This is a genomic window from Streptomyces sp. NPDC001415 (assembly GCF_053597395.1).
Genome location: NZ_JBSFIE010000001.1, coordinates 260687 through 274213 on the forward strand (window position 1 = coordinate 260687; position 13527 = coordinate 274213).

The window sequence follows — 13527 nt, forward strand, 5'->3', positions numbered from 1 at the left end:
TCGTCGTTCGTACTCGTCGTTCGTCCCGGTGGTTCCCGCGTCAGCCGGCCAGGCCGGCCGTCAGCAGGTCCACGAAGCCGACGTCCTCGGCGGCGACGCCGAACACCTCGGCCCGCAGCAGGGTGCGCTCGGCCCATGCGCGGTGCGGCTTCACCTCGTTCATCTTGTTCGTGTACGCCGAGCGCAGCACCCCGCCGCCGCCCCGCTCGGGGCGCAGAATGTCCTGGGCGTCGCTGAACTCCTCGTGGCTGACCACCGACAGGGCGTGCACGGGCACCACGTGCGAGGGGTGGATGCAGGTCTTGCCGAGCAGGCCGTTGGCCCGGTCGAGCTCGATCTCGCGGAGCAGCCCGTCCAGGTCGTGCTCGATCAGCGCGGTGCGCAGCTCCTCGGCGCGGCCCTCCAGGAAGGGGCTGCGGCGCAGCTGGGGCTTGAACATCCGCTCCTGGACGCGGAAGTACTCCCATACGGGGCCGGTGATGGTGAAGCCGCTGCCGTCGGCCCGGCCGAGCACGTTCACCACGTCCCCGATGACGCCGGCCACGATCTGTACGTCGTATGCCGTCATGTCGGGCGAGCGGCGCAGTCCGTAGGTGGAGCAGAAGTCGGTGACGCCGAGGCGCAGGGCGAGGACGCGCTCGCGGTACTTCTCCACCGTGCGCGCGATTCCGGCCAGGGTTTCGGCCCGGGTCTCCAGGTGGAGCAGCTGGGGCGATTCGAGGACGGGCATGGCGAAGAGGCGGCGGCCGCTCGCGGACTCGGCGGCGGTGAGCGCCTCCAGGAAGTCGATGCCGCGGTCCTCGGTGAACTTCGGCAGGACGAAGCCGCAGAGCAGGCGCGCGGAGTCGCCGAGGCGGTGCACCAGGTCGGGAATCTGGAGGGGCTCGCGGACCCGCACGAAGAGCAGCGGGACCTCCTCGCCCCGGGCGTCGAGATCGGCGAACTGGCGGACCAGATTGGCCTCGGCGGCCACCACCTCGGCGTCGTCGATCGAGTCCTCCAGGCAGAGCACCATGGACACGACACCGCGGCGGGCCTGTTTCAGGACGTCGTCGGCGAGGGTGGGCCGGGTCGCCGGGCTGTACAGGGTGGCGCCGAGGGCGGCCGACAGCACGCGTGCGGAGGAGCCCGCGGTGAACTCGCAGGGCTCCCGGTGGAAGAGGTTCTTCCGCGCAGCCGGCGGGACGTGCCCGAAATGCCGCATATACATCCCCCGTACTGCCGGACGGCCGAGAATTTGGGTGGCCGGTAATAGTACGTAGGAACACGTGTCAAGAGTTCCCCAAGTGCATGAAATCCAGGTAACTCGTCTGCATCATCCGGCCCGTGCCACGCGGCGAGTACGTCGTGGGACGTACCCGGCCGGGCCCCGCGTTGTCCGCGGGGGCCGCGGGGAGGCAGGATGACGGGCATGACGCACGCGATGCTGAAGGGATCGAACGTCCCGCTGGAGGCCCCGGCCGTACGGGCCGTGCTCCGCTGGTCGCCCGGCGCCGACGTCCCGGACGTGGACGCCTCGGCGCTGCTGCTCGCCGCCGACGGCCGGGTGCGCTCGGACGAGGACTTCGTCTTCTACAACCAGCCGCGCCATCCCTCGGGCCTGGTGCGCCGGCTCCCCAAGAAGCGGGTCGCGGAAGGGCTCACGGACACCGTCGAGGCCGATCTGGCCGCCCTCGACCGCTCCGTCGACCGGGTGCTGATCACCGCGTCGTCGGACGGCGCGACCTTCCGTGCCGTACGCGATCTGCGGATCCTGCTGTTCGACGCGGCGGTGTCGGGGGCCGAGCCGGTCGCGCTGTTCGACGTGAAGCCGGAGACCGGCGAGGAGACCGCGATCATCTGCGGCGAGCTGTACCGCCGCGGCGACGGCTGGAAGTTCCGCGCGGTGGGCCAGGGTTACCCGACCGGCCTGGTCGGCCTCGCCACCCAGTACGGCGTCTCGGTGGACGAGGGCGAGGGCGCCGACAGCGCGCAGAGTGCGCCCAGTGCGCCGTCCGTGCCCCAGCCGCTGCCGCGGCACGCGGCCGAGCCCTCGTACGGCTACCCGCATCCCGCTCCCCCCGCCCAGCCGCCGGTCGTGCAGCCCTCCTACGGCTATCCGCAGCCGGCCTCTCCGCAGCCCGCGTACGGCTATCCCCAGCCCGCGGCGCCCGCGCCCGACCCCACGTTCGTACTGCCGCCCATGGGGCCGCAGTTCATCCGCCAGTAGGACGCCGACGGCGGCTCGGAGCAGCCCCGGGCGGGGTTGGGACACAGGCTCTCAGGCCTTGGTCTTGTAGCCGCGGCCCCATTGCAGCCCCCAGCCGTACAGGCGGTCCAGCTCGGCCTGGAAGCCGTACACGAACTTCACCTCGCGCCGCACCACCATGTCGCCCTTGATGTTCTCGATGGACACCACGGCGCAGGAGCGGGCCTCGGGGGCGCGCTCGTCGAGCTCGATCTCGATGCGGGGGCCGTTGCTCGGGTAGAGCGTCACCTTGGCGTGGGTGCGGTCGAAGGCCGGGGTCTGGTCGTAGATGTAGACGAAGACGAGGAGCCGCTTTATCTCGTCGCGGTGGTCCAGGTTGACGAAGATCGTCTCGCCGGACGCCGAGCCGAACCGGTCGTCGCCGCTGCACTCCACGTAGGGCGGCTTGTTGGTGGCGCCGAAGAAGTTGCCGAGCGGCTGGACGACGCCTTTGGTGCCGTCCTGGAGCTCGTACAGGCAGCCGAGGTCCAGGTCGACGTTGACCATGGACTGGGTGTGCCCCTGGACCATCTCCGGCTTGAAGAACTTCAGCGGGTGGCGCAGCAGCCGCCCGCTCTGGTCGGGCTTGCCCCCGAAGTCCGAGGTACGCATCCGCCAGGACAGGTTGACCCGCAGGCTGCCGGTGTTGGCGCCCTGCTTCCCCAGCGAGACCGTGTTGTGCCGTCGGGTCAGCTCGATCGTGTTGGTCGCCGCGCTGCCCGAGTCGAACTGTGAGGCCCTGCCCCGCCACAGGCCGTCCCAGAACGCCATTGCCCCCACCCCATAGATCAGTGATCCGTCCCCGCCACAAAGCTCTGCGGGGCGGCCGGCGAGGCCGAGGCCTCGTGACCGCCCCGCAGAGAGCGTTCCTCATTCCAAGGCGGATCACACGCCCGAGGGCGTGCGCTCCGGGAGCACCGGGGTCACACCCCGGAGCCGACTTCGGCCCGTTCGCTGGAATCCTCGCCGCCGTCCGCCTCGATCCGCCGGTTGCGGCGCACGGAGGACCAGAAGGACCAGGCGATCAGGATCACGCCGACGAGACCGGTGATGACCTCGTTGATCTCGTACTGGATGGTGACCAGGAGGATCACGGCGAGCGCACCGATCGCGTAGTGCGCGCCGTGCTCCAGGTAGACGTAGTCGTCGAGGGTGCCCTGGCGGACCAGGTAGACGGTCAGCGACCGGACGTACATCGCGCCGATGCCGAGGCCGAGCGCCATCAGGACGATGTCGTTGGTGATGGCGAAGGCGCCGATGACGCCGTCGAAGGAGAACGACGCGTCCAGGACCTCCAGGTAGAGGAACATGAAGAACGCGGCCTTGCCGGCCATGGCGACCGCGGAAACCTTGCTGCCGGTGCGCGCGGCCTCTTCCTCGGCCTCGTGCTCGCGCTCCTCGTCCTCTTCGAGGCGGTTCTCGAAGTAGCCGGAGAGACCGCCGACGACGAGGTACGTGATGAGGCCGGCGATGCCGGAGATCAGCACGGTCTGCGCCTTGTCGGCGTGGACGCCGCCGTGCTGGTGGGCGTGGGTCGCGAACGTCATGGAGGCGACGAGCAGGACGATCATGGCGATGCAGACCGACAGCATGTCGATCTTGCCGAGCTTGGCCAGCGGGCGCTCCAGCCAGGCGAGCCACTTGATGTCGCGGTCCTCGAAGATGAAGTCGAGGAAGATCATCAGCAGGAACATGCCACCGAAGGCGGCGATCGACGGGTGCGCGTCGGTCACCAGCTGCTGGTAGCGGTCGGCGTCGTTCAGCGCCAGGTCGACCGCGTCGACCGGGCCGATCTTGGCGCTGATCGCGACGATGACGACGGGGAAGAGCAGGCGCATGCCGAAGACGGCGATGAGGACACCGACGGTGAGGAAGATCTTCTGCCAGAAGGCGTTCATCTTCTTCAGGATCCCGGCGTTGACCACCGCGTTGTCGAACGACAGCGAGATTTCCAGGACCGCCAGGATGGCCACCACCCCGAAGGCGGTCCACCCGTCGTAGAGCACGGCCAGGGCCAGGCCGATCGCGGTGATCGCGAACGACCAGCCGAAGGTTTTCAGAAGCACTGACTTCCCCATCGTGTAGAGCGGGCCGACCCGACGAAGAGCGGGTGTCCCCCCGCACCGCGCACGGCTTTACGCTGCTGTCTCCCGGAGGCGGACCCCCGGGCCCCTTGCAGGGACCGCCCCGGCCGGCGCTCGATTTGAAGGCAACCGGGTGATCTCTTTAGGAGACGTTGACCCCGAAGTCTAGAGCGATGCCCCGCAGACCCGACGCGTACCCCTGACCAACTGCACGGAACTTCCACTCGCCGCCATACCGGTACAGCTCGCCGAAGATCATCGCGGTCTCCGTCGAAGCGTCCTCGCTCAGGTCGTAGCGGGCGAGCTCCTGGCCGTCGGCCTGGTTGACCACGCGGATGAAGGCGTTGGCGACCTGTCCGAAGGTCTGGCCCCTGTTGTCCGCGTCATGGATCGAAACCGGGAAGACGATCTTGTCGCAGGCGGCGGGCACCTTCGTCAGGTCGACGATGAGCGACTCGTCGTCGCCCTCGCCCTCACCGGTCAGGTTGTCACCGGTGTGCTCGACCGAGCCCTCGGGGCTCTTGAGGTTGTTGTAGAAGACGAAGTACTCGTCACCGAGCACCCGCCCGCTCGCGCACAGCAGGGCGCTGGCGTCGAGGTCGAAGTCGGCTCCGGTGGTGGAGCGCGCGTCCCAGCCGAGACCGACCAGCACCTGGGTGAGGTTCGGTGCGGCCTTGGAGAGGGAGACATTGCCTCCCTTGGCGAGCGTGACGCCCATGTTCGTGTCCTCCCCGAGAAGTGGAACAGGTGGTGAGCGCGTCCGGCGCCGCACCACAAAGGGTGCGGCGCCGGACACGGGAGCGGTCGGCTCAGACGTTGACGCCGAAGTCCTGCGCGATGCCGCGCAGGCCCGAGGCGTAACCCTGGCCGATGGCGCGGAACTTCCACTCCGCGCCGTTGCGGTACAGCTCGCCGAAGACCATCGCGGTCTCCGTCGAGGCGTCCTCGCTCAGGTCGTACCGGGCGAGCTCGCTGTTGTCGGCCTGGTTGACGACGCGGATGTAGGCGTTGCGCACCTGGCCGAAGGACTGCTGGCGGCTCTCGGCCTCGTAGATCGAGACCGGGAAGACGATCTTGTTGACGTCGGCCGGGACCCCGGCCAGGTTCACCTTGATGACCTCGTCGTCGCCCTCGCCCTCACCGGTGAGGTTGTCACCCTGGTGCTCGACGGAGCCGTCGGGGCTCTTGAGGTTGTTGAAGAACACGAAGTTCGCATCGTTGGTGACCTTGCCCTGGTCGTTGGTCAGCAGCGCGCTGGCGTCCAGGTCGAAGTCACCCCCGGTGGTGGTGCGTGCGTCCCAGCCCAGACCGACGATGACCGCGGTCAGGTTGGGGGCGGCCTTGGTCAGCGAGACGTTGCCGCCCTTGCTGAGGCTGACTCCCACGAGTCCTCCCAATGGTGTGAGGGGCCGGCTTGGACAGCGTCCCCGTCGTGCGTTGGCATCGGATCAACGAATGGATCCTAGTAACCGGTTCCCGGGTCAAACAGACGATTCGGCCGAACGACCGCGCGGTGTCGGCCGGGCCCGGGACCCGTCGGTGCGCCGCGGTCAGATGGTGTCGAGCGCCTTGAGGTACTCGTTCAGGTCGCGGGCGTCCGGCAGGGCGTTGACCACGGTCCAGCGGACCACGCCCTCCTTGTCGATGATGAAGGTGCCGCGCACCGCGCACCCCTTGTCCCCGTCGAAGACGCCGTAGGCGCGGCTGACCTCGCCGTGCGGCCAGAAGTCGGAGACCAGCGGGTACTCCAGGCCCTCCTGCTCGGCGAAGACGCGCAGGGTGTGGATGGAGTCGTTGGAGACGGCGAGGAGCTGGGTGTCGTCGTTGACGAACTTCGGCAGGTTGTCGCGCAGTTCGCACAGCTCGCCCGTGCACACGCCGGTGAAGGCGAACGGGTAGAAGAGCAGCACCACGTTCTTCTCGCCGCGGAAGTCGCTGAGCCTCACGGTCCGGCCGTGGTTGTCCTTGAGCTCGAACTCCGGGGCCTTGGTGCCGACCTCGATAGCCATGGAAACGCCTTCCCTTCAATAGGCCGTATCGGTGAACCCCACCCTACGCACCCTCTAATGCACAGGGCCCCCGCAGGCTGGTGCCTGAGGGGGCCCTGTGGGGCGTGAGGGGTGGATCAGCGCTTGGGGGACTTCAGGCGGGTGCCCGACCAGTCCTTGCCTACGCTGACGCTCTTGGCCGCCGACAGACCGGCGGTCTGCGCGGCGTCGTTGACGTCGCTGGGCTCCACGTATCCGTCCCGGCCCGTCTTCGGGGTCAGCAGCAAGACCGCGCCACCGTCCTCAAGGAGACCGATGGCGTCCACCAGGGCGTCCGTAAGGTCGCCGTCCTCGTCGCGGAACCACAGCAGCACGACGTCGGCGACGTCGTCATAGTCCTCATCGACGAGATCCTGGCCAATCAGGGACTCGATGCCCTCGCGGAGATCCTGGTCGACGTCTTCGTCGTAACCGATCTCCTGGACCACCTGTCCGGGCTCGAACCCCAGCCTCATGGCCGGGTTGGTCCGCTCCTCCGCGTGGTCCGCGGTCGCGCTCACGGCTTGCCTCCTGATCTTGATTCGGTAAGTTCTGCAGCCGCGCGCATACGCGTGGCATGGGGCGTAGTCCACACGGGCGGGACGAATCTCGCAAGTACCCGGCCTCCGAACCCGCCCTTTGGGGGTCAGTGTGGCGGTGTTCAGGGATATCCGCATCCCCGTCGGTGATTCATCCCACACCATTGGTGACCATATGTGCCGTTCTATTCCTCTGGGTACTCCAATCGGGCCCGAACACCCTTCGGGAACGGATGGCCGGGTTGAGCGTAAGGTTGCGATTTGGCCCGACCCGTCCAGGCCCTGAGCCTACTTCCTGCTCCGGTGACGGTTGCCTCTGAGTTACCTCTCGGTAGAGATGACGTTTGCGCCCCAGCGGTACACGATGGGATGCGGCGCAGAATTGGCTGTCTTCCGCATCCCCCGACAGTGAAGGAACAGCGTGGCTTCCGGATCCGATCGCAACCCGATCATCATTGGCGGCCTGCCGAGCCAGGTCCCGGACTTCGATCCCGAAGAGACCCAGGAGTGGCTCGACTCCCTGGACGCCGCCGTCGACGAGCGCGGCCGCGAACGGGCCCGCTATCTGATGCTCCGGCTGATCGAGCGGGCGCGCGAGAAGCGCGTGGCCGTGCCCGAGATGCGCAGCTCGGACTACGTCAACACGATCGCCACCAAGGACGAGCCGTTCTTCCCCGGCAACGAGGAGATCGAGCGCAAGGTCCTCAACGCGACCCGCTGGAACGCCGCGGTCATGGTCTCGCGCGCCCAGCGCCCGGGCATCGGCGTCGGCGGCCACATCGCCACCTTCGCCTCCTCCGCCTCCCTGTACGACGTGGGCTTCAACCACTTCTTCCGGGGCAAGGACGAGGGCGACGGCGGCGACCAGATCTTCTTCCAGGGCCACGCGTCGCCCGGCATCTACGCCCGCGCCTTCCTGCTCGACCGCCTCAGCGAGCAGCAGCTCGACGCGTTCCGGCAGGAGAAGTCGAAGGCCCCGTACGGGCTTTCCTCCTATCCGCACCCGCGGCTCATGCCGGACTTCTGGGAGTTCCCGACCGTCTCGATGGGCCTCGGCCCGCTCGGCGCGATCTATCAGGCGCGGATGAACCGCTACATGGAGGCGCGCGGCATCGCCGACACCTCCAAGTCGCACGTGTGGGCGTTCCTCGGCGACGGCGAGATGGACGAGCCCGAGTCGCTCGGTCAGCTGTCCATCGCGGCGCGCGAGAACCTGGACAATCTGACGTTCGTCGTCAACTGCAACCTCCAGCGCCTCGACGGCCCGGTGCGCGGCAACGGCAAGATCATCCAGGAGCTGGAGTCGCAGTTCCGGGGCGCCGGATGGAACGTCATCAAGCTGATCTGGGACCGCAGTTGGGACCCGCTGCTCGCGCAGGACCGCGACGGCATCCTGGTCAACAAGATGAACACCACGCCGGACGGCCAGTTCCAGACGTACGCCACCGAGACCGGCGGGTACATCCGGGAGCACTTCTTCGGCGACGACCAGCGGCTGCGCGCCATGGTCGAGGGCATGACCGACCAGCAGATCCTGCACCTCGGGCGCGGCGGCCACGACCACCGGAAGATCTTCGCGGCGTTCTCGGCGGCCAAGGCGCACAAGGGCCAGCCGACCGTGATCCTGGCGCACACCGTCAAGGGCTGGACGCTGGGCCCGAACTTCGAGGGCCGCAACGCGACCCACCAGATGAAGAAGCTGACGGTCGACGACCTGAAGGGCTTCCGGGACCGGCTGCACATTCCGATCACGGACCGCGAGCTGGAGTCCGGCGCGCCGCCGTACTACCACCCGGGCCGGGACTCCGAGGAGATCCAGTACATGCACGACCGCCGGCTCGGGCTCGGCGGCTACGTGCCGACCCGTGTGGTGCGTTCGAAGCCGCTGAACCTCCCCGAGGACAAGACGTACGCGGTCGCCAAGAAGGGCTCGGGCCAGCAGTCGATCGCCACGACGATGGCGTTCGTCCGCATCCTGAAGGACCTGATGCGGGACAAGGAGATCGGCAAGCGGTTCGTGCTGATCGCGCCGGACGAGTACCGCACCTTCGGCATGGACGCGTTCTTCCCGAGCGCCAAGATCTACAACCCGCTGGGCCAGCAGTACGAGGCGGTCGACCGCGAACTGCTGCTCGCCTACAAGGAGTCGCCGACCGGGCAGATGCTGCACGACGGCATCTCCGAGGCCGGCTGCACTGCCTCGCTGATCGCCGCGGGTTCGGCGTACGCCACGCACGGCGAGCCGCTGATCCCGGTGTACGTCTTCTACTCGATGTTCGGTTTCCAGCGCACCGGCGACCAGTTCTGGCAGATGGCCGACCAGTTGGCGCGCGGATTCGTTCTGGGCGCGACCGCGGGACGTACGACTCTGACGGGTGAGGGTCTGCAACACGCGGACGGGCACTCGCAGTTGCTCGCCTCGACCAACCCGGGCTGTGTCGCCTACGACCCGGCGTTCGGCTACGAGATCGCGCACATCGTCCAGGACGGTCTGCGCCGGATGTACGGGCCCGACAGCGAGGACGTCTTCTACTACCTCACCGTCTACAACGAGCCGATCCAGCACCCGGCCGAGCCGGCGGACGTCGACGTGGACGGCATCCTCAAGGGCATCCACCGTTACAGCGCGGGGACTTCGGGCTCCATTCCGGCCCAGATCATGGCGTCCGGCGTGGCCGTGCCGTGGGCCGTCGAGGCGCAGCGGATCCTCGCCGAGGAGTGGAATGTACGGGCGGACGTCTGGTCGGCGACCTCCTGGAACGAGCTGCGCCGCGAGGCCGTCGAGGTGGAGGAGCACAACCTCCTGCACCCCGAGGAGGAGCAGCGCGTCCCCTATGTCACGCAGAAGCTCCAGGGCTCGCAGGGTCCGTTCGTGGCCGTTTCCGACTGGATGCGGGCCGTTCCGGACCAGATCTCGCGCTGGGTGCCGGGCACCTACCAGTCGCTCGGCGCGGACGGCTTCGGCTTCGCGGACACGCGGGGGGCGGCCCGCCGCTTCTTCCACATCGACGCGCAGTCGATCGTGCTGGCTGTCCTCACGGAGCTGGCGCGGGGCGGGAAGGTCGACCGGTCGGCGCTGAAGCAGGCGGTTGATCGGTACCGCTTGCTTGACGTGAGTGCGGCTGAGCCCGGTGCGGCGGGTGGTGACGCGTAGCCCCCTCTTGCCTCGCAGGGTGCGGGGGCGTTTGCGTGCGGGGAACCCCCCGCGGCCCCGCACCCCTGTAGGTGGCTCAGCACTGTGTAGCGAGCGGGTGTGAAGGGTGGCGGGTCCCCTGCGAGGGCCCGCCACCTTCGCCTGTTCACGGCACGGTCAGAAGACTCCGTTGCCCAGGCTTGCCGCGCCTATCAGCCAGATGATGGCCAGCAGGGTGTCGATGCAGCCGAGTACCAGAGCCACCAGTGCCGGCACGGGATGGGAGCCGTTCCAGCGGCGGCCCATGGCCAGCCAGCCGCACAGGATCGCCACTGGTCCCAGGACGATCCCGAGGACGAAGAATCCCGCCACCGCGCAGACCAGTCCCACGATGCCGAGCGTCGCGCGGTCCGGCCCGGTCCGGGGCCACATCCGGTTCCGTGGCCGGGGGGTCCTGCGCGTACGCGTGTGTCCGAAGCCCGCCATCATCACTCCCTGAGGTTGGTCGGCTCGGCCTCAAGAGGTCGGGTACCACGCCTCAGCTCTCCCACACCTTGAACGCCCGTACCCGATAAGGGACTTGTGGCGTCCAGGTCCCGCCGCCGGGGTAGGTGTCGAACTCGGCCGTCTCCGCGCACTCGGCGGACTGGTAGGTCGTGACCGGCCGCCCCGTGCGGTTGGCGAGGGACTGGGCGTCGGTGCCCGGCGGCAGCGGGGTGCAGCTCTCGATGTCGATGCGCGTCAGGTCGTACACCTGGCTCACCCCCTTGAAGTCGGCCTTGCTCCAGAGGCAGAGCTCGCCCGGTGCGCAGCTCCCGAGGCGAGGTGCCGAGGCGGCCTGGGCGGGCGTGGGCAGCAGGAAGGCGGTCGCGGCGAGCAGGGCCGCCGTGGTCGTGGTCGTACGCATGAGAGTCAACCCCCGTGTCGGACCGATCAGTTGGATCGGTGGGAACTGGGGAACGCGGGGCGGGCGGGGCCGGTTCCTCGTCGCGGGACCTGCGGGGCATGATCACCCGGATAGGTGCAAAGCCCTGCCGGACGGGTCCGGCAGGGCTTTCGCACTAAGGGAGTTGATGGGATCGGATGTGACCCGCGCCGACGCCCGCCTGCGGGATCAGATGTGCCCCGCGCCAGCGCCCGCCTGCGCGTTCTCTCCGCGCTTGGTGAACATGGCGACCGCCGCGGCCAGGACCGCGACGATCCCGGCGACGGTGAACGCGGTGCTCATGCCCGACACGAACGTGTCGTGCGCGACCGAGGCGACCTTGGCCGCGATCTCGGGCGGGGTCCCCTTCGGTACGGGCCCCATGCCGACCTCGACCGCCTTGGACAGGCCCGAGGACTGTTCGGGGGTCATGGGCGGCAGCTTCGCCGCGGCCCAGTTGTCCGGGAGCTTGGACGTGACCTGCGAGGACATCACGGCGCCGAGCACCGCGGTGCCGAGCGAGCCGCCGACCTGCATGCCGGCCTGTTGGAGACCGCCCGCGACACCGGACAGCTCGATGGGGGCGTTGCCGACGATGACCTCGGTCGCGCCGACCATGACCGGGGCGAGGCCGAGACCGAGCAGCGCGAACCAGACCGACATCGTGACGGTGCCGGTGCCGATGGTCAGCCGGGACATGCCGAACATGGCGACGGCGGTGCAGACCATGCCGCCGACCAGCGGGACACGCGGGCCGAGCTTGGTGATCAGCACGCCGGCGAGCGGCGAGGCCACGATCATCATGCCGGTGAGCGGCAGCAGGTGGAGTCCGCTGTCGACGGCCGACATGCCGTGCACGTTCTGCAGGTAGAAGGTGACGAAGAAGAGGCCGCCCATGAAGGCGAACGCCATCAGGATCATCAGGACCGTGCCCGCCGACAGCGGCACTGAGCGGAACAGGCCGAGCGGGATGAGCGGCTCCCTGACCTTGGTCTCCCACAGGGCGAAGAGGATGAAGCCGATCACCGCGGCCGCGATGAACCCGAGGGTCCGGCCGCTGCCCCAGCCGTACTCCGAGCCCTTGATGAGCGCCCAGATCATGCAAAACATCGCGCCCGACAGAAGCACGATGCCGAGGATGTCGAACGACCTCGGCGCGTTCTCCGCGCGGTGGTCGCGCAGGATCAGCAGGCCCAGGACCAGGGCGATCGCGCCCACCGGCACGTTGATGAAGAAGACGGACTGCCAGCTGACGTGCTCGACGAGTACGCCACCGAGGATCGGGCCGCCCGCGGTGGAGGCGCCGATGACCATGCCCCAGATGCCGATCGCCATGTTCAGCTTCTCGGCCGGGAAGGTGGCGCGCAGCAGACCGAGCGCGGCCGGCATCAGGAGCGCGCCGAACAGGCCCTGCAGGACGCGGAAGGCGATGACGAAGGTGACGCTGTGGGAGAGCCCGATGGCCCCGGAGGCGGCGCCGAAGCCGACGACGCCGATGAGGAAGGTCTGGCGGTGGCCGAACCGGTCACCGAGCTTGCCCGCGGTGATCAGCGAGACGGCCAGGGCCAGCATGTAGCCGTTGGTGATCCACTGGACATCCTGGAGCGAGGCATCGAGGTCGTGCTGGATGGCCGGGTTGGCGATCGCCACGATGGTGCCGTCGAGCGCGACCATCATCACGCCGATGGCCACGGCGAAGAGCGTCAGCCAGGGGTGGCCGCGCAGCCCCTTGGCCGGCGCCGGCATCTCGTCCTGTGGCGCCTTTTCGACGGTGGTCTGACTAGTCATGGGATCGAGGCTAATGTCAGCCGCTGACAGTTGACAAACCATTTCACAAGTCGGTAGCTGTCACCTAGCTCACAGCTAAGCTGAACACGCCGAATTGACTGAAAGAGGACCATGAAGTGACGGTGGAGCAGCGGCCGATGACGCCGAGCGGCGGCCTGCGCGAGCTGAAGAAGCAGCGCACCCGGGACGCACTGCTGCGGGCGGCCCTGGAACTCTTCACCACCAAGGGGTACGAGCAGACGACCGTCGACGAGATCGCGGACGCGGTCGACGTCTCGCAGCGCACCTTCTTCCGCTACTTCGCCAACAAGGAGGCCGTGGTCTTCGCCGCCCAGGACACGGTGGAGTCGCACTTCGTGGACGCGCTGCGCGGGCGGCCGCCCGCCGAGGGCCCGTTCACCGCCATGCGCCTGGCCGCGCTTTCGGCCTGGGACACCATCGAGGAGCGGCTGTCCCCCGTCGTGCCGGTCGCCCTGTACATGCGGACGTACCAGGTGATCGAGTCGACTCCGGCTCTGCTCGCGGCCCATCTGCGCCGCTCGGCCCAGGTGGAGGAGCAGGTCGCGCGGCTCATCGCCGAGCGCGAGGGCCTTGATGTCGACGCCGACCCGCGGCCCCGGGTGGCCGTGGCCGCCTTCACCGGTGTGATGCGGGTGGCGGGCGGACTCTGGGGGCAGGGCGAGGACCCCAGCGTGGCCGCCATCCGCGAGCTGACCGCGAGCTATCTGGACCACCTCGGCCCCGCCCTGGCCGACGACTGGCGCGCGTGAGCCGGGCCGGGAACACGCCCGGACCACGCCCGAA

General features: G+C 68.6%; 13 protein-coding genes. 3 read left to right on the top strand and 10 right to left on the bottom strand.

Annotated features, from left to right (window positions below; all coding sequences use genetic code 11):
- Positions 1-40 precede the first annotated feature (40 nt).
- A complete protein-coding gene (locus tag ACWC2B_RS01175; protein ID WP_450714337.1) occupies positions 41-1204 on the bottom strand; it encodes an HpcH/HpaI aldolase/citrate lyase family protein in 1164 nt (387 codons plus the stop codon).
- A gap of 198 nt (positions 1205-1402) precedes the next feature.
- On the opposite strand from ACWC2B_RS01175, the gene ACWC2B_RS01180 reads away from it, so the two are divergent.
- Positions 1403-2209, top strand: a complete 807-nt coding sequence (locus tag ACWC2B_RS01180; RefSeq protein WP_450714338.1) for a TerD family protein — start codon at positions 1403-1405, stop codon at positions 2207-2209.
- Between the two features lie 51 nt (positions 2210-2260).
- Here ACWC2B_RS01180 and ACWC2B_RS01185 read toward each other — a convergent pair whose 3' ends face one another.
- From ACWC2B_RS01185 to ACWC2B_RS01210, 6 genes are all read right to left on the bottom strand, one after another.
- Positions 2261-2998 carry a TerD family protein gene (locus ACWC2B_RS01185; protein ID WP_450714339.1) on the bottom strand — a complete coding sequence of 246 codons (738 nt, stop codon included), beginning with the start codon at positions 2996-2998 and terminating at the stop codon, positions 2261-2263.
- A gap of 152 nt (positions 2999-3150) precedes the next feature.
- A complete protein-coding gene (locus ACWC2B_RS01190; RefSeq protein WP_450714340.1) occupies positions 3151-4293 on the bottom strand; it encodes a DUF475 domain-containing protein in 1143 nt (380 codons plus the stop codon).
- A gap of 160 nt (positions 4294-4453) precedes the next feature.
- Positions 4454-5029, bottom strand: a complete 576-nt coding sequence (locus ACWC2B_RS01195) for a TerD family protein (protein ID WP_189960862.1) — start codon at positions 5027-5029, stop codon at positions 4454-4456.
- 91 nt (positions 5030-5120) lie between these two features.
- Positions 5121-5696: a TerD family protein gene (locus ACWC2B_RS01200; protein WP_189960861.1), complete on the bottom strand. Its 576-nt coding sequence runs from the start codon at positions 5694-5696 to the stop codon at positions 5121-5123.
- A gap of 165 nt (positions 5697-5861) precedes the next feature.
- A complete protein-coding gene (locus ACWC2B_RS01205; RefSeq protein ID WP_450714341.1) occupies positions 5862-6320 on the bottom strand; it encodes a peroxiredoxin in 459 nt (152 codons plus the stop codon).
- A 116-nt stretch (positions 6321-6436) separates the two neighbouring features.
- Entirely contained in the window at positions 6437-6859 is a 423-nt protein-coding gene (locus ACWC2B_RS01210) for a DUF3052 domain-containing protein (protein ID WP_161247989.1), read from the bottom strand.
- Between the two features lie 439 nt (positions 6860-7298).
- Between ACWC2B_RS01210 and aceE the strand changes: the two genes are divergently transcribed.
- Positions 7299-10031, top strand: a complete 2733-nt coding sequence (aceE, locus tag ACWC2B_RS01215) for a pyruvate dehydrogenase (acetyl-transferring), homodimeric type (protein ID WP_450714342.1) — start codon at positions 7299-7301, stop codon at positions 10029-10031.
- Positions 10032-10187: 156 nt separating this feature from the next.
- On the opposite strand, the gene ACWC2B_RS01220 is transcribed toward aceE, so the two are convergent.
- The 3 genes from ACWC2B_RS01220 to ACWC2B_RS01230 form a co-directional block, all read right to left on the bottom strand.
- Positions 10188-10499, bottom strand: a complete 312-nt coding sequence (locus tag ACWC2B_RS01220) for a small hydrophobic protein (RefSeq protein WP_450714534.1) — start codon at positions 10497-10499, stop codon at positions 10188-10190.
- Between the two features lie 49 nt (positions 10500-10548).
- A complete protein-coding gene (locus ACWC2B_RS01225; protein ID WP_450714343.1) occupies positions 10549-10917 on the bottom strand; it encodes a peptidase inhibitor family I36 protein in 369 nt (122 codons plus the stop codon).
- Positions 10918-11124: 207 nt separating this feature from the next.
- Positions 11125-12723, bottom strand: coding sequence for an MFS transporter (locus ACWC2B_RS01230; protein ID WP_450714344.1), 1599 nt, complete (start codon positions 12721-12723; stop codon positions 11125-11127).
- A gap of 137 nt (positions 12724-12860) precedes the next feature.
- Here ACWC2B_RS01230 and ACWC2B_RS01235 point away from each other — a divergent pair, with 137 nt between their 5' ends.
- Complete coding sequence (locus ACWC2B_RS01235) at positions 12861-13493, top strand: TetR/AcrR family transcriptional regulator (RefSeq protein WP_450714535.1); 633 nt, start codon at positions 12861-12863, stop codon at positions 13491-13493.
- The last annotated feature ends 34 nt before the right edge of the window (positions 13494-13527 follow it).

Excerpts from the sequence above, each read along its gene's own strand:
- ACWC2B_RS01175 (WP_450714337.1), bottom strand. The coding sequence starts at position 1,204 with ATGCGGCATTTCGGGCACGTCCCGCCGGCTGCGCGGAAGAACCTCTTC.
- ACWC2B_RS01180 (WP_450714338.1), top strand. The coding sequence starts at position 1,403 with ATGACGGGCATGACGCACGCGATGCTGAAGGGATCGAACGTCCCGCTG.
- ACWC2B_RS01185 (WP_450714339.1), bottom strand. The coding sequence starts at position 2,998 with ATGGCGTTCTGGGACGGCCTGTGGCGGGGCAGGGCCTCACAGTTCGAC.
- ACWC2B_RS01195 (WP_189960862.1), bottom strand. The coding sequence starts at position 5,029 with ATGGGCGTCACGCTCGCCAAGGGAGGCAATGTCTCCCTCTCCAAGGCC.
- ACWC2B_RS01205 (WP_450714341.1), bottom strand. The coding sequence starts at position 6,320 with ATGGCTATCGAGGTCGGCACCAAGGCCCCGGAGTTCGAGCTCAAGGAC.
- ACWC2B_RS01220 (WP_450714534.1), bottom strand. The coding sequence starts at position 10,499 with ATGATGGCGGGCTTCGGACACACGCGTACGCGCAGGACCCCCCGGCCA.
- ACWC2B_RS01225 (WP_450714343.1), bottom strand. The coding sequence starts at position 10,917 with ATGCGTACGACCACGACCACGGCGGCCCTGCTCGCCGCGACCGCCTTC.
- ACWC2B_RS01230 (WP_450714344.1), bottom strand. The coding sequence starts at position 12,723 with ATGACTAGTCAGACCACCGTCGAAAAGGCGCCACAGGACGAGATGCCG.
- ACWC2B_RS01235 (WP_450714535.1), top strand. The coding sequence starts at position 12,861 with ATGACGCCGAGCGGCGGCCTGCGCGAGCTGAAGAAGCAGCGCACCCGG.